Here is a 16,423-nt window from a genome sequence, read left to right on the forward strand (position 1 = left end):
TATGAAAGAACATAAAGAAAAAGGAGTAGACTTAGGACTCAGACAATTCATCAAAAGCCTGGGATATGTTGCCGGAGGAACCGCATTATTGGCGACCACTCCTTGGCTGACTTCCTGTACTCCGGAGAAACTACAAGAGATCAAGCATGAGAAAGCACGAATCGCTTTGATTGGTACCGGGTCCAGAGGACAATACCACATCCATAACCTCAAAGAAATACCTCATGCACAAATTGTTGCCGTATGTGATAATTATGCCCCCAATCTTCAACAAGCATTAGAACTTTGTCCGGATGCAAAGCCATATACGGATTACCGCAAACTACTGGAATCGAAGGACATCGATGGAGTCATCATATCCACACCACTAAACTGGCATGCACCTATTGTATTGGACGCATTAGCTGCCGGCAAACATGTCTTTTGCGAGAAAGCAATGGCACGTACCCTTGACGAGTGCAAGGCTATCTATGACACTTACAACCAGTCAGACAAAGTCCTCTACTTTTGTATGCAGCGAATGTATGACGAGAAGTACATCAAGGGAATGCAGATGATCCATTCCGGTCTCATCGGAGATGTAGTAGGTCTTCGCTGTCACTGGTTCCGTAATGCAGACTGGCGTCGTCCGGTTCCTTCACCAGAGCTGGAACGCAAAATTAATTGGAGATTATACAAAGAGAGCTCCGGAGGATTAATGACGGAATTAGCATGCCATCAGTTGGAAGTTTGTAACTGGGCAGCCCAAAAAATGCCGGAATCCATTATGGGAATGGGTGACATTGTATACTGGAAAGACGGACGAGAAGTTTATGATAGCGTCAATGTCACTTACAGATACTCGGATGGAGTTAAGATCGCATACGAATCATTGATTTCCAACAAGTTCAACGGAATGGAAGACCAGATTCTGGGAAGTAAAGGAACCATGGAAATGGCAAAAGGTATTTATTATCTGGAAGAAGATCATTCAACTTCGGGTATCCGGCAACTGATTGACCAGGTAAAAGACAAGGTCTTTGCCGCCATCCCGACAGCAGGTCCTAGTTGGAGACCAGAAACAAAAATGGAGTACACACCACACTTTATCATTGATGGAGATATCCACGTAAACAGTGGATTGAGTATGATCGGAGCAGACAAAGACGGTTCGGACATTATCCTGTCTTCTTTCTGCCAGTCATGTATCACCGGAGAGAAAGCACAGAATATAGTTGAAGAAGCATATTGTTCAACGGTTCTTTGTTTACTTGGAAATCAGGCCATGGAAGAACAACGCCACATATTCTTTCCTGACGAATATAAAATACCTTATATGAAATTCTAAACCATGAAAGATATTATCATCACATCCCAAAAGCTGAAACGAGAAAGAAATATCTATCTTCTAAGTTTCATACTTGCGTTTATCGTCAATGTTATTGCAATCATTGTCTATTCCCGACCATGGATCGAAGTAATTTCTCAAATCGGATATGTGATTGTCATCAGCATTTTCATTTATTTCATCCTATGGATTCCCCGGGGAATTCTTAGCGTCCTGATCCGTCTTTTCCGAAGAAAAAAATAAGAAATTTACGTTTTTTGAGGGAGAATTGGCGGAAATACTCATTCACATATCCTAATAACAACCTAATTTTGGAGAAAAATAGATACTATGACAACAAGAAGAGATTTCATCAAAAAAACAGTAGCAGGTACAGCTGCACTTTCTTTAGGAAGCATACTTCCAGGGTTTGGTTCCAGCCGATATCAAGATATTCTGGGAGCTAATGAGAAAATACGTATCGGAGTTATTGGCGTAAATTCCAGAGGCAGTGCTCTCGCGCAAGGATTTGCCAAACAACCCGATTGTGAAGTAACTTACATTTGCGATGTAGACTCAAGAGCACTTGAAAAATGCCAGGCTGTGATTCACAAACTGACCGGACGGACTCCTAAAGGAGAAAAAGACATACGCAAAATGTTAGAATCCAATGAGTTTGAGGCAGTAGTAATCGCCACTCCGGACCATTGGCATGCCAAAGCAGCCATTATGGCTATGCAAGCCGGCAAACACGTTTATCTGGAAAAACCAACTAGCCACAATCCGGCAGAAAATGAAATGTTGGTTAGAGCCACTTTAAAATACAATCGAATCGTTCAGGTTGGCAATCAACGCAGATCATTCCCGAATGTAATCAAAGCGATGGAGGAAATCAAGTCCGGCACCATCGGAAAAGTGAGATATGCCAAATCATGGTATGTCAACAACCGTCCTTCTATCGGAACAGGTAAAGTCATTCCCGTACCGGATTATCTGGACTGGGATTTGTGGCAAGGCCCTGCCCCTCGTGTACCCGATTTCAAGGATAACTTCATTCATTACAACTGGCACTGGTTCTGGAACTGGGGAACTGGAGAAGCTTTAAATAACGGTACTCACTTTGTCGACATGCTTCGCTGGGGACTAGGTGTGGATTATCCAACCAAAGTAGATTCAATCGGAGGACGTTATCGTTTTCAGGATGATTGGCAGACGCCGGATACACAGCTTATCACTTTCCAGTTTGGCGACGAAGCATCTTTCTCCTGGGAGGGACGTAGTTGCAATACGATGCCGGTAGACGGATATGGAGTCGGTACTGCATTCTATGGAGATACGGGCACTCTTTTTATTGGTGGTGGTAACGAATATAAGATAGCAGATATCAAAGGCAAAACGATCAAGGAGGTAAAGAGTGATTTGAAGTTTGAAACCGGAAATCTCCTGAATCCTTCAGAAAAGCTGGACTCTTTCCACTTCCGGAACTGGTTTGATGCTATCCGCAAAGGTACTAAGTTAAACTCCGGAATTGTAGATGCCTGTATCAGTACCCAGCTAGTACAATTGGGTAATATCGCTCAGCGCGTCGGTCATTCATTACAAATCGATCCGGGAAGCGGCCGTATTCTCAACGATTTGGAGGCTAATAAGCTCTGGGGAAGAGAGTATGAAAAAGGATGGGAAATACGAGTTTAATTCAGCTTATTCCTCTCACTTTTAATAAGTTATTTAGAGATATGGTGTTCAAATACCATATCTCTTTCTGTTATACAAGTAGCCCCCCTGCAGTCGCTACAGCCTCATTCAAAGGAACCACCCCACAAAAAGAGCAAAGAAACTCCCCAACTGTTCTTTAAAAGTGCGAAGAGCCAATTCTATATGCTTCTCAACGGTACGAATAGAAATACCGAGTTTATCAGCAATCTCTTGGTTAGTCAGGGATTTGAAACGGCTAAGACAAAACACACTCCTACGTTTAGGCGGCATCGTATCAATCACACTTTGTACTGCTTCACGCAATTCACGATAGTCTGTAGTTGGCTCATCCGTACTTGAAGATTGCTCCAATGTCATCATGTCTTCCGTTAACACAACATGGGTATTGTATTTGGCCCGAAGATAATTGAAAACCTCCCGTTTGGAAAGTACATAAATATAGTTCTTGATTGACATCGTTTCATCCAAAGCTTCACGATGTATCCAGATCTTCATAAATACATTCTGGATAATATCTTCTGCTGCCCCTGCATCCTTCAGCATACCTCTGGCAAAAGCAAAAAAGGTGGGATAATAACGATGAAAAAGGGTCTCATAGCTCCCCATATCCCCTTCTCTCAACTGCCGTAACAACAGTTGTTCTTCAGTAACAGAAGATAAATCAGTTTTATTCATCGTTTATTCCGAAAAAGATTTCTAGGCAACAAAGCTATAAATAATATAGAAGATATACCAAACCCTATTTAAAATCACATCATATTGTAATATGTAAGGGAGGAGTAAACAGGAAATAGTATGCTTCTGATGACAAAACTATGAAATTAATATGAAAAATTCAAGTCTTATTGAAAATAGTGATGATTAAAAAAAAAGTTCAAATCCGATTACGTACCCCCTCCAAGTGATGTGTTCTTCATTATAGAAACGAGTTATAAATAGCGCGCTATTAACCATTGAATCAAATTATTTAAAAAACATGAGAAATTTTCTACTTTTATTCTTGCTACTCATGCCTGTGATTGGCAGTTGCACCGATGACTATGATGACTCGGCTGCCTGGAAGGACATTGATGGAATCTACAAAGATCTCGATCAACTGAAAGAGAAGCTAAACAGTTTGCAACTACAAGCGAATGCGTTGAGCCAAATTGTGAAAGGAGGAGCAATCACCTCTGTCACAGAAGCTGCTAATGGCGGTTATGTCATTTCTTATAAAGGAAGTGACAATGTAGAGCATAGCTTCACCATCGCTACCACCGATCAAATGGTTTCCAGTCCGATTATCGGAATACAAGAAGAAGCCGGAACTTATTACTGGACTACTACCACCAAAGGACAAACAACTTTCCTGTTGGATACCAACAAACAAAAAATCCCAGTATCGGGTAGCGCTCCTCAAATACGAGTGGATGAGAATGGATATTGGGTTATCAATGGCCAGCAGATTCTCGACAGTAACCAAAAGCCGATTAAGGCCGAAGGTAAAACGGCTTCACTGATTACTAAAGTGGAAATGAACGATAACGGAACTGCCTCAATAACACTAGGCAACGGAGAAATTCTATCGGTCAGTACCTTTACGCTATTTAATGTAGAATTTAAAAATGCAGGTCAACCTGCCATTTCTCCTATTATTATAGAGGAAGGAACGAAAAGCCTTACCTTAAATTATAATATTATCGGGAAAAAGGCAGCACAAACACTGGTGCTCATCACACGTAGCGACGATGGAGTAGAAGTCAAGTTGAATAGCAGCAATAAAACACTGGCTATTACCTTTACCGATGATTTTGAAGAGGGAGTAACCATGATTATGCTCTATGATACTGAAGATAATGTATTAATCAAGCCGGTACGCTTTACTCTACCAATCGTCGAAAACGGAGGCATTGCTACTGCAACAGACTTTAAAGCATTTATAGATGCGGTCACGAATGGAGGTAGTTTACGTAAATTCAAAGACACAGAAGGAAACGTAATCCTACTGAATGATATCGATATGAAAGATATTACACTGACGAGCGGTGTAGGAAGTAAAGTTACAAGTAATACTACCAGTGCTAATACAAAAGTAGTTTATACAATCGGCGAGCAAACCTTCAACGGGGTATTTGACGGTAAAGGACATTCAATTAACAACCTAACTTGTACGTATAATCTTGAAGACGGCAATATCGCCCACGGATTATTTAATTCACTCGGCAGTTCGGGAATTATCAGAAATTTAGTGGTTTCCGGTAATGCCACCATTACAGGTAAAGCTCCGCAAGGGGCAGCTATTGGCGGATTGGTAGGCTATTGTGAAGGAAGCATACTGGCATGCACCAATAAAATAAACTTATCCTTTGAAGGAACAAACGCCGCTAATATCGGTGTTCGAATGGGAGGTTTGGCTGGTGTACTGTATGGAAATAAAATAGGCGACACAACACAAACAAATGGCTGTATAAATGAAGGCAACCTGACTTGCGGCAATATTGTCAACACGGGCTCCGGGGCCTATTCCGCTTTCAACCAAGGAGGAATTGCGGGATATATAGAAATTGATGAAGCCTATATCGGATATGCAATCAACAAAGGAAATATCAGTGCACCTTCCGGACGTGGCGGAGGAATCGTAGGAACTTTACAGGAAGGAACGATTGAAAACAGCACTAACGAAGGACTTATTCAGGATGACGTGAACGATGTATTTGCCTCAAACTCCAAACGATATAATGTGAAACGTATCGGAGGACTTGCAGGGGGAATCAACACAGATAAATACCTCAAGAATTGTATTAACAACGGAAACGTCTACTCTCAAAATGGAAGTCGTGCAGGCGGATTCGTCGGACACAACGCCGGATTTGTTCAATCATGTACAAACAACGGAATCATTCTGTCGGATGCAACCGCAGACGGAGCCAACAAACATGGAGCCGGATGGGCTTGTGGCTATAGCGGTACAAAAACTGGCACAGACTATATCACAGACTGCCACATCGGAGGCAAAATCGGAGATTACAGTGTTTACAAGAACAATCCGGAAGATGCTCCGGTTGCCACTTACAGCAATGCCGTCCGCCACGGAGCTTTCTCCAAAGAAGCTAATAACTTCTCTAATCAGGATGAAGCATACTATGACTGGCAGGTGACCGAAGACCGCGAATTGGCATCGGGTATCGTATACAAACACTATTCTTTCACCAATTTCAATCAGAATATCTATGCTATCGAGATTGATATGAACAATCCGAAAGTGACGTTCGAAACAGTCATGGCAGATGAGATCTGCCCGAATCCTAATGGTAACAACAACTCTAATAATGGTAAAATTCTTCGCGAAACATTGTCAGAGACTTGTGTCAGACGAAGAGGAGAAGGAAGAAATATCGTCGTAGGTATCAATACCGGCTTTTTCAATTCTCACGACGGTTTCCCCAGAGGAATGCATATTGAAGAAGGAGAACCTGTATTCGTCAATAATCCGTATGTGCGTTCCACTTTGACCAATCATGTCTGGGGATTCACCTTCTTTGATAACCGTTCCATCAGTTTCGAAAAGAGAGACTTTACTGGTAAATTGAAAGTCGGAACCAAAGAATATGAATATTATTCAGTCAATGACACCATTGTCCGCTTGAATGGCAAGCCATCATACGATGCAAATTTATATACTTTCAGATATGTGAAAGAGCCTCATCCGGGGTTGACCAACCCAATAGGAACCAAAGCTTTGTTTATCATAGGCAAAAATAACCAACCATTGAAGGTTAATTCCGGTGATTTTGAAGCTACAATTACCCAAATCATTGACGGGCGAAGCACTACTGTAGAAGCTCCATACGTAATAGATAAAAATGAATGGGTGTTGCAAGTGACAGGTGACAAAGCCAATGAACTGGCTCAAAGTCTGAAAACAGGAGATAAAGTACAAATTAGTGCCGAACTTAAAATAGGTAGTTCTACCGATCCGATTAAAGTACATAATTCCAGCATGTATCGCTACGTATACAATGGTATATAACTCCGCTCCTCCCAAGAAAGAAGATGCAGAGACAATCAACCCGACTACTAATCTTGGAATGACACAAGATAAATCGAAGGTAATTATATTCTGTGTAGACGGAAGAACAGATAACGACAGAGGACTTGATTTTTATGAAGCTTATCGTGTCTGCAAAAAGTTGGGGTTATATGATGTAATCCGTTTCGATGGAGGAGGTTCTACGGTAATGTGGACTTATGAAAATGGTATCGGAAATGTAATCAATCATGTGTCGGATGCGAATGGTGAAAGAAGCTGCATGAACTATCTGCATGTCAGAGTACTTGAATAATGAATCAAACGAATGTTAATCACTGAATATATGAAAAAGTTTATAAGTATATCATTATTTATATCTGCCTGCTTTCTAGGAAGTTGTAGTTCTTACGACGACGAACGAATTTGGCAGGACCTCAACGAAATAGAAAAAACGATTGGAGATTATGAAGCTCAAACCGAAACATTGACTGCACAAATGGCCTCACTGTCCAAAGTGCTCGGAAGTTCGTTTATCACTTTAATCAGTCAGGATGCTGATGGTAACTACATAATATCTTACAGCGACGGTGGTGGGGAAACCCACACCGTTACCATCGCCACCCAAGGAGATGTTATCAAATTCCCAATCATCACAGCAAAGCAAGATAGTGACGGTAAATTCTACTGGGCACAGACTACTGATAAGGGGAAGACTTACACATTCATCCTTGACGGTGACGGAAAGAAATTCCCGATTGGCGGAACGATGCCTGACGTTAAAATAAACGAGAATGGTTACTGGAGTGTGAACGGTAGTAGTACCGGTGTATTGGCTAATGATTTAAGTAATATGTTATTCAAATCAGCCTATATCGATGATAAAACAGGAGAAGCCGTATTTATTCTGGCAGACGGTCAGGAATTGCGGATGAGTTTGCAGGAAGCACTCAGCATCCGCTTCAACAGTCCGGTATACAACGCAGTAACAGACTATACCACTCCCGTAAGTATCCCATACGAAATATATGGTACACAGTCGGAAAATGCATATGTAGACTTGTTTACTGCCTACAATATGGAAGTCAAAATAGACAAGATCTCTTCCACCCTTATCGCCACCATGAAAGAAGGGGCAACTGAAGGGAATATCCTGTTACTGGCAAGTGCTGGTAATAATACCGTATTGAAACCGATATACTTCACATATGGTACTGCTATTCTGGACGAACCAATATATCAAGGTCATGTAGGACCTATCCAACTTAAAGGTACACAAATGAATATTGAGATGCAAATATCTGCGAACATATCCTATCAAGTCAATACAGAAAATGAGTGGATCACCTACAACGGGACCCGCGCACTGGTTACAACCACACACGCTTTCACCATTCTGGCCAATGAAACAGGCGACGAACGTACCGGAAAAATAACATTCTCCAACTCGCTGTATAATATTTCTTCAAGCATTGATGTGATACAGGAAGCAAAAGAAGTGGAAGCTAAGGGAGGAATCAGTACGGCCACTGATTTGGTTAACTTTGCGAAAGCCGTTAATAATGGAACAAATACTTCCCGTTGGCAGAATGATGCCGGAGAAGTAGTTTTGCTGAATGACATTGATATGTCATCCGTGACCAGCTGGACACCGATAGGCGACATAGATGCTTCCAACTATACAACTGCCGAACCTTACGTTTCCGTACATCCGTTTACCGGAACCTTCAACGGACAAGGTTACGCCATCAAGAATCTGAATTGCAGTGCAGATATAACGAACGGAGGGCTGGCATACGGCCTGTTCGGTTCAATAGAAAACGCAACGGTCAAGAATTTGGCTTTAGGAGATGCTGGTACCACTACTATTTGGATCATGAGCGGAACAGCACCTAAATATACTGTTATCGCTCCTCTTGTTTGCTTCGCCAAAAATTCAGTAATAGAGGGCTGTACTAACTATTATAATATCGACTTCACAGCCGATAATAAATCTGGAGAATTTAACGCACTTTCCGGTCTGGTAGGTGCTATTATAAATACGACGATCGGAGGAGAATCCAAAGCACAAGGTTGTGCCAACAGAGGATTTGTCCGCACAGGACACATCAGTAATACAGGCAATGGAGGTACGGGCATGCAGACTGCCGGAATCTGCGCCTTCATGGCTAAAGCAGAAGGTGGCAAACTGAATTACTGTACTAACTATGGTGATATTAGTTGTCCGAGTGGAAGAACAGGCGGAATTGTAGCAACACTGATGTATGGCAACATTTACAACTGCGACAATAGAGGAACCATCGAAGATGATAAGGTAGGACAATTCGAAGGTAAAGAAGCGAGCATAACCTACAATTACAAACGTATGGGTGGAATTGTGGGAGGTACGGATGACCTGAAAACGAAACCAGAATGTACAGTAGAGTCCTGCACAAATTATGGAAATGTCATGACTCACCTAAGTGTCCGCACCGGAGGTATCATCGGTCACTCCAACATACAGATTATCGGCTGTGTAAACAAAGGGGCTGTTCTGGGAGATGTATTTACCGAAGGAAATGGAACCAACAGACATGGTCCGGGGTGGTTATGTGGTTATTCGGGTGCTTCTACTGCAACCTGGACTAATTGCAAAGCTTGTGTATGCGGAGGTTATGTCGGTGATTACAGCAAGTATAAGGACGATCCCACTTCTGCACCGGATGCCACCAACGAGAATGCATTCTGCCATGCAAACCAGAATTTCGATCCCAGTATTAATTTCTAAAAGACACAAGATATGAAAAGAATATATTTTTTCTGTTCGTTGCTTCTTTCCCTCCTGCTAACCAGTTGTGGGGATTATGACGACTCCGCGATTCAGAATAAGCTCAATGATTTCAAAGAGCGAATAACTGCTCTTCAAACAAAAGCGAATAAACTCAACGAAGATATTTCAAAGCTGAGCTATCTGACGGAAGGAAATGTTATCACCTCCGTTACCCGGAACTCGGATGGACAATATGTCATTACCTACAAAGATAGCAATAATGAAGAAAAAGCAGTCGTCGTAGCAACCCAGGAAGATGTAATAGAAGCTCCGATACTAGGTGTACGCCTCAGCGATGATGACCAATTGTATTATTGGACTACAACCATTGACAATGAAACAAACTGGCTCACTGATGATGCCGGGAAAAAAGTCCCAGTCTGCGGCTATACCCCCGAAATGGGGGTAAACGCCGACGGTTACTGGACAGTCAACGGTGAAGTCCTTAAAGATAGCAAAGGCACTCCTATTACAGCTACCACCGACGCGACTGCCATTTTTAAGAATATATCCAAAACTGACGATGGATATCTCAATATCACATTGGGTAACGGAGAAACCCTTACATTGGAAGTATTCAATTCACTGAATCTCAAGTTGAAAGCTGAAGCGGTTACCAAGGTGACTGACCTTGCCAGTCCTCTGAAAATTGAATATGAAGTGACGGGAACATCAGCAGGAGACGCGATAATTACTATTGCTCAGGCAGTAAACGTTAAAGCAACACTCGACAAAGAGACTCATACTCTTACAGTGACATTCGAGAATGATTTTGACGAAGGCCATGTCATCATCACAGCCTACGATCTTCAACATCTTGTGCTTCGCCCTCTTTTATTCAAAAAGAATTAATCCTTAAAATGATATGAATATGAAAAAAAGAATTTTATTCGCCGGACTTCTGCTCTTGCTGACTCTAAGCACTTTTGCAGCCACTCCTGTCACTTCGGGCAAGACAAATGCGCAAAAGATAGTAGAAGCCATCCACAACCCGAAAACAGACTATGTAGTAGTAGTGTCTCACCGGGGAGACTGGAGAGATTACCCGGAAAACTCGATCCCCGCCATTGAATCAATTATCCGAATGGGAGTTGATGTTATGGAACTGGATCTGAAGCTAACAGCCGACAGTGTACTTGTCCTCTGCCACGACGGTACCATTGACCGGACTACTACAGGAAAAGGCAGAGTCAGCGACGTAACTTACGATTATATCAAAAACTGTTTCCTGAAAACTGGACATAACTGCCCTACCAAATACAAGATGCCGACTTTAAAAGAAGCATTGGCTGTTTGCAAAGACCGTATAGTGGTTAATATAGACCAAGGGTATCAATATTATGATTTAGTGATGGCTATTACAGAAGAACTGGGAGTCACAGAACAAATCCTGATTAAAGGCAAAAAACCGGTAGATTTTGTAGATGCACAGGCAAAGAAGTATAAGCACGCTATGATGTACATGCCCATTATTGATATTAACAAACCAAGCGGACAGGAATTATTCCGCCAATATATGGACAAAAAAATCGTCCCTTTGGCTTATGAAGTATGCTGGCAACAAGAAACTCCGGAAGTAAGAAAATGTATGAAGGATATCCTTGCCCAAGGTTCCAAAATCTGGGTAAACACCCTTTGGGCCTCGCTCTGCGGAGGTGAAGAAGCTGGTATATACGATGACTACGCTTTTGAACACGGGGCAGAAGTTTACCAAAAGGTGCTAGATTTCGGTACATCCATCATACAAACGGACCGACCAGAGTTATTAATCAGCTACCTGAAGAAAATCGGACGCCACGATTAGCCTCTCGAAGTTATTACTCTATTTATCAGATAAAGAAACATGAGAAATTTTATATTGCTCCTTCTGACTTCACTATATTAAATAAAAACAAGTGCTTATGAATATGAGATCAGATTAAGAATACGAATCTATCCCCAATAGAATATCTTATTCAGAAATAATCAACATAATATACTCACAGATAAAGAAAAAAAATGCATTTTTGTACTTTAAACAAATACGCTATGAAGATAACTAACGACATATTAAAAGATTATTTCTACGATAAGTGTTCTCACGAGGAAGAAATAGAAATCCAAAAGTGGTTGACAGAAAATGACAATAACCTGATGGACCAGAGTTTCCGTGAGATTATCTCTGAAATTCAAATAGAGGACCATGAGTTATCTCAAAAAGCCTTTCAGAAATTTCAAAAAGCTATTCAACCCAAACAGGTTCGCATACTACGCCCAAGGCTTCAGCACTCAATCCGCTGGATGCAGCGTGTAGCAGCCGTCCTTTTTATACCACTTTTGTTTTTAGCCGGATATTTACTTCTTGACAAGAAGGCAAATACACACTGGAATGATATCACCGTACCACACGGTATGCATCAAACACTCACTCTTTCGGATGGAACGAAGCTCCACGTCAATTCAGGCACGCGGGTTATTTATCCTTCCGACTTCACAGAAGATAAAAGAGAAATCTTTGTCAGTGGAGAGCTCTTTGCCGATGTGGCAAAGGACCCGGACAAGGCTTTTATCATTTCTGCCGGTGACGTCCATGTGCAGGTACTGGGTACAAAGTTCAATCTCCGTGCCTACGAGAATATTGAGACGGTAGAAGTCGCACTCGTAGAAGGTTCGGTACTGTTCAAAACTCCGACTCATCCTAATGAGATTCTGAAAAAAGGAGAAATGATCCAGTACAACCGTGCCTCACAGAAAATTGTTCGTGAAACATTCCTTGCCAATCTGTACAAGTGTCCGTCAAAAAGCGAAGGATTCTATTTCAGTAATCTTCCCCTTAGTGATATTGTGAAGGAACTGGAATATTATTTCGATACCAGAATCATCATATTAGATCAAAAGTTAAGCGACAACACGTACATTGCTTATTTCACTAACGGGGAAACTCTTGACGAGATTTTATCCAATCTCAATACAGACGGACAAATGTCCATAACCCGGAGTCAGGAAGTAATCATGATTACTTCTGCAACTCCATAAATTTAGCAGTAGTATAACCTGATATGAAGCAAACTAATATTTATAAAAAATATATATCGACAATCTGGTTTGCTTGTGTGATGATATTTTTCTCTCAACCTATTCTAGCACAAGACATAACCTTACAATTAAAGAATGTTACTGTAAAAGAAGCGATAGAAGCTTTACATAAGACCAAGAATTATTCAGTTGTAATCAAATCTTCCGAGATCAACATGAGTAAGAAGGTGTCAATCAATGCCAATAATGCGCCTATCAAGGTCGTTTTGGATCAGATATTCGTGGGACAGAATGTTAGCTATACCATCAACAGACATAGCATCATCATCAGTAAAAAGTCCGATACCAGCCAGCAAAAGTCCGATGAGAAAAAGAAGCAGACAATCACCGGGGTTGTCTATGACGAAGAAGGAAATCCCGTTATCGGTGCTTCGGTGATGAACAAAGAAACCGCACAGGGAGCAATTACCGACTTGGATGGAAAGTTCTCTCTGGAGACTTCCATTCCTTCGACTATTGATATTTCGTATGTAGGCTATGAGGTAGCGACAGTTCATGTAAAAGACGGTCAGACTAAGACAATCCGTCTGGTACCTTCCAGTCTGATGATTGACGAAGTAGTTGTAGTGGGCTATGGTAGCCAACGCAGAAGTAATCTGACAGGTGCTGTATCCACCATTTCAAGCAAAGAACTGAACAACCGCCCGGTAGTATCTGCCGCCAATGCATTACAAGGAGCCGATCCGTCTGTAAATCTGACTTTCGGCACCGGTTCTCCCGAGTCCGGCTATTCATTAAACATTCGCGGAGGGATCTCTGTCAATGGCGGTACGCCATTAGTACTTTGCGACGGTGTAGAAGTTCCACTGAACCAAGTCAATGCAAATGACATCGAGTCGATTTCCGTATTGAAAGATGCATCTTCATGTGCCATTTATGGAGCAAAGGCCTCTGCAGGTGTGGTACTTATCACCACCAAATCGGGAAGTGCTGCAACAAAAGGAAAAGCCAAAATCAGCTACAACGGTCGATTTGGATGGACACAGAACACGACTTCCACTGATTTTATCCGTACCGGATACGATTATGTCACTTTCGCCAACAAGTTCTACCATGCATACAATGGCGTGAATATGTACTTGTACGAAGATGAAGAGCTCCAGAAACTCTATGACCGCCGGAATGATATGACTGAGAATCCGGAACGTCCATGGGTGGAAATCGGAGAAGACGGGAAATATTATTATTATGGAAATACGGACTGGTATGGATACTTCTACAATCGTACCCGCCCACAGATGGAACACAATGTCTCTATCACCGGAGGTGGCGAAAAGGTGAATTACTATATCAGTGGACGTTACTACCAGCAATATGGTATGTTCAACATCGACAAAGACCTTTATAAGGATTATTCGTTCCGTGCCAAAATGGATGCTCAACTAAACAAATGGATCAAATGGTCGACAAATATCGGACTGGATAATAACAATTACAATTATAACGGTACTTCCAACTACGCAATGACTATTGCCCGCCTAGAATCAAATATCAGTCCCTCATTCGTCCCCTTCAATCCGGATGGAACGATTGTGCAATATACCAACCAACTTTATGCCAACTCTCCCTTGGGAGCCGGTGACGGCGGATACCTAACGTCACGAAGAGGTCATAACAGCAAATCCAGAACACTCTTGTCCGTTGTCAATCAGATTGACATTACGTTACTACAGGGACTGACTCTGACCGCCAACTACAGTTACCAACAAAGAAAGCAATTGTACCGTTATCGCAACAATTCATTTGAGTATTCACGCAGTCAGGGAGTGACACAAACTTTCACTTCCGGAAGTATCTTTAATAATTATGAGGAAGACGAATCTTTCCCTGTTACTCACATGTTGAACTATTATGCAACATTTGAACATTCATGGGCAAAGAAACACAATCTTAAAATAGTGGCAGGTAGCCAGTATGAGACTTACCGCAATGTCAACAAAAACACTTCTATGACTAACCTGTCCAATGATAACCTCGACTCCTTCTCGGCAGTAACTCCTGAAAGTGTACTTACCGTATCACAAGATATCAGCGCCTATAAAACGCTTGGTTTCTTCGGCCGTATCAATTATGATTACATGGGTAAATACCTGCTCGAAGTATCCTGTCGTGCCGATGGTTCTTCCCGGTTCGCAGAAGGAGACAGATGGGGAGTTTTCCCTTCAGTATCTGCCGGATGGAGAATCTCCGAAGAGAACTTTTTCAAACCGGTAAGCGACTGGTGGAGCAGCCTGAAGTTACGCGCATCCGTCGGTAGCCTGGGGAACCAGCAGGTAGATTATTACGCTTATCTGCAGACAATCACTTCGGACAATCAGTTCAGCTATACTTTCGACGGAGAAGGCAAAGCATATTACGCAAAGATTTCCAACCCGATTTCTTCCGGACTGACTTGGGAAACCGTTACAACCTACAATGTCGGATTGGATATGTCATTCCTTAGAAACCGTTTAAGTATGAGTGCCGACTATTACGTTCGTAAAACAACAGATATGCTAACTACTTCATTGACGTTACCGGATGTATACGGTGCTTCCACCCCAAAAGCCAACTGTGCCGACTTACGGACAAACGGATGGGAATTATCCGTTTCATGGAACGACTCGTTCAAAGTGGCCAATAAACCTTTCAGGTATGGAATACAAGCTACATTGGGAGATTACCAACGGACAATCACCAAATACAATAATCCGGACAAACTGATCTCCGACCATTATGTAGGCAAGAAGATGGGAGAAATCTGGGGATACCATGTAGACGGATTGTTCAAAACAGATAAGGAAGCAGCAGAATATCAGGCAAAGATCAATGACAAAGTCGTGAACGGACGTGTTTATAGCAGTAAGGTCGACGGTTATCTGCGTGCCGGTGACGTACGCTTTGCTGACTTAAACGGTGACAATGTGATTGGGGCCGGAGCTGGAACAGTAGACGATCCTGGTGATAAACAAATCATTGGAAACACAACTCCCAGATACAGTTATTCTTTCCGTCTGGATGCGAGCTGGAACGGTTTCGACGTATCCGCTTTCTTCCAGGGAATTGGTAAAAGAGACTGGTACCCATCTTATAGTACCACCTCACAGGGAGCAAATTCATTCTGGGGACCATATTCTTTCCCTTCTACCTCATTTGTAGAAAAATCATTTCCGGAAGACTGCTGGACAGAAGACAACAGAAATGCTTTCTTCCCACGTATCAGAGGTTATCAATCCTATTCAGGCGGTTCACTCGGCACCGTAAACGACCGATATATACAGAATATCGCTTATCTGCGTTTCAAGAATCTCTCTATTGGATATACACTGCCTATCAGTAAACGTATTTTTGAAAAGGTTCGTGTTTACGTATCGGGAGAAAATCTATACTATTGGTCGCCTCTGAAGAAGCATAACAAAACTATCGACCCGGAATTGGCAATCTCCAGTAGCACTTACTCATCCAACACGGGTTCGGGATATGCTTACCCGCGTGTTTACACTGTTGGAGTAGATATAACTTTTTAATTAAT

Annotated in this window: 11 protein-coding genes; 10 read left to right on the plus strand and 1 reads right to left on the minus strand. The window is 42.0% G+C overall.

Features of this window, described 5'->3' with window-relative positions; all coding sequences use genetic code 11:
- Position 1 precedes the first annotated feature (1 nt).
- The 3 genes from BSCG_RS09810 (at position 2) to BSCG_RS09800 (ending at position 3,001) form a co-directional block, all read left to right on the plus strand.
- Positions 2-1,327, plus strand: a complete 1,326-nt coding sequence (locus BSCG_RS09810) for a Gfo/Idh/MocA family protein (RefSeq protein WP_008649446.1) — start codon at positions 2-4, stop codon at positions 1,325-1,327.
- A gap of 3 nt (positions 1,328-1,330) precedes the next feature.
- Positions 1,331-1,570, plus strand: a complete 240-nt coding sequence (locus BSCG_RS30905) for a hypothetical protein (RefSeq protein WP_004309603.1) — start codon at positions 1,331-1,333, stop codon at positions 1,568-1,570.
- Between the two features lie 87 nt (positions 1,571-1,657).
- Positions 1,658-3,001, plus strand: coding sequence for a Gfo/Idh/MocA family oxidoreductase (locus tag BSCG_RS09800; RefSeq protein ID WP_004309602.1), 1,344 nt, complete (start codon positions 1,658-1,660; stop codon positions 2,999-3,001).
- A gap of 108 nt (positions 3,002-3,109) precedes the next feature.
- Here the strand turns inward: BSCG_RS09800 and BSCG_RS09795 are convergent, their stop codons facing one another.
- Positions 3,110-3,697, minus strand: coding sequence for an RNA polymerase sigma-70 factor (locus BSCG_RS09795; protein WP_004309601.1), 588 nt, complete (start codon positions 3,695-3,697; stop codon positions 3,110-3,112).
- 301 nt (positions 3,698-3,998) lie between these two features.
- On the opposite strand from BSCG_RS09795, the gene BSCG_RS09790 reads away from it, so the two are divergent.
- The 7 genes from BSCG_RS09790 (at position 3,999) to BSCG_RS09765 (ending at position 16,418) form a co-directional block, all read left to right on the plus strand.
- Positions 3,999-7,031: a PL29 family lyase N-terminal domain-containing protein gene (locus tag BSCG_RS09790; RefSeq protein ID WP_008776513.1), complete on the plus strand. Its 3,033-nt coding sequence runs from the start codon at positions 3,999-4,001 to the stop codon at positions 7,029-7,031.
- Positions 7,021-7,344 (plus strand): phosphodiester glycosidase family protein, encoded by a 324-nt coding sequence (locus BSCG_RS30495; protein ID WP_008776514.1) that lies wholly within the window; start codon positions 7,021-7,023, stop codon positions 7,342-7,344. Before BSCG_RS09790 ends, BSCG_RS30495 begins: the two co-directional genes overlap by 11 nt.
- Positions 7,345-7,374: 30 nt before the next feature.
- Positions 7,375-9,795: a PL29 family lyase N-terminal domain-containing protein gene (locus BSCG_RS09785; RefSeq protein ID WP_225483921.1), complete on the plus strand. Its 2,421-nt coding sequence runs from the start codon at positions 7,375-7,377 to the stop codon at positions 9,793-9,795.
- A 12-nt stretch (positions 9,796-9,807) separates the two neighbouring features.
- Complete coding sequence (locus tag BSCG_RS09780; RefSeq protein WP_004309598.1) at positions 9,808-10,689, plus strand: PL29 family lyase N-terminal domain-containing protein; 882 nt, start codon at positions 9,808-9,810, stop codon at positions 10,687-10,689.
- A gap of 13 nt (positions 10,690-10,702) precedes the next feature.
- The gene (locus BSCG_RS09775; RefSeq protein WP_004309597.1) at positions 10,703-11,641 is read left to right on the plus strand and encodes a glycerophosphodiester phosphodiesterase family protein; all 939 of its coding nucleotides are present in this window, start codon (positions 10,703-10,705) and stop codon (positions 11,639-11,641) included.
- A gap of 224 nt (positions 11,642-11,865) precedes the next feature.
- On the plus strand, positions 11,866-12,852 hold the full coding sequence (locus tag BSCG_RS09770; protein WP_004309596.1) for a FecR family protein: 987 nt from the start codon (positions 11,866-11,868) through the stop codon (positions 12,850-12,852).
- Positions 12,853-12,875: 23 nt separating this feature from the next.
- Positions 12,876-16,418, plus strand: coding sequence for a TonB-dependent receptor (locus BSCG_RS09765; RefSeq protein ID WP_004309595.1), 3,543 nt, complete (start codon positions 12,876-12,878; stop codon positions 16,416-16,418).
- The last annotated feature ends 5 nt before the right edge of the window (positions 16,419-16,423 follow it).

This window comes from Bacteroides sp. 2_2_4, from assembly GCF_000157055.1.
Lineage (GTDB): Bacteria > Bacteroidota > Bacteroidia > Bacteroidales > Bacteroidaceae > Bacteroides > Bacteroides ovatus.

Excerpts from the sequence above, each read along its gene's own strand:
- BSCG_RS09775 (WP_004309597.1), top strand. The coding sequence starts at position 10,703 with ATGAATATGAAAAAAAGAATTTTATTCGCCGGACTTCTGCTCTTGCTG.
- BSCG_RS09810 (WP_008649446.1), top strand. The coding sequence starts at position 2 with ATGAAAGAACATAAAGAAAAAGGAGTAGACTTAGGACTCAGACAATTC.
- BSCG_RS09785 (WP_225483921.1), top strand. The coding sequence starts at position 7,375 with ATGAAAAAGTTTATAAGTATATCATTATTTATATCTGCCTGCTTTCTA.
- BSCG_RS09795 (WP_004309601.1), bottom strand. The coding sequence starts at position 3,697 with ATGAATAAAACTGATTTATCTTCTGTTACTGAAGAACAACTGTTGTTA.
- BSCG_RS09770 (WP_004309596.1), top strand. The coding sequence starts at position 11,866 with ATGAAGATAACTAACGACATATTAAAAGATTATTTCTACGATAAGTGT.
- BSCG_RS09780 (WP_004309598.1), top strand. The coding sequence starts at position 9,808 with ATGAAAAGAATATATTTTTTCTGTTCGTTGCTTCTTTCCCTCCTGCTA.
- BSCG_RS30905 (WP_004309603.1), top strand. The coding sequence starts at position 1,331 with ATGAAAGATATTATCATCACATCCCAAAAGCTGAAACGAGAAAGAAAT.
- BSCG_RS30495 (WP_008776514.1), top strand. The coding sequence starts at position 7,021 with ATGGTATATAACTCCGCTCCTCCCAAGAAAGAAGATGCAGAGACAATC.
- BSCG_RS09800 (WP_004309602.1), top strand. The coding sequence starts at position 1,658 with ATGACAACAAGAAGAGATTTCATCAAAAAAACAGTAGCAGGTACAGCT.
- BSCG_RS09765 (WP_004309595.1), top strand. The coding sequence starts at position 12,876 with ATGAAGCAAACTAATATTTATAAAAAATATATATCGACAATCTGGTTT.
- BSCG_RS09790 (WP_008776513.1), top strand. The coding sequence starts at position 3,999 with ATGAGAAATTTTCTACTTTTATTCTTGCTACTCATGCCTGTGATTGGC.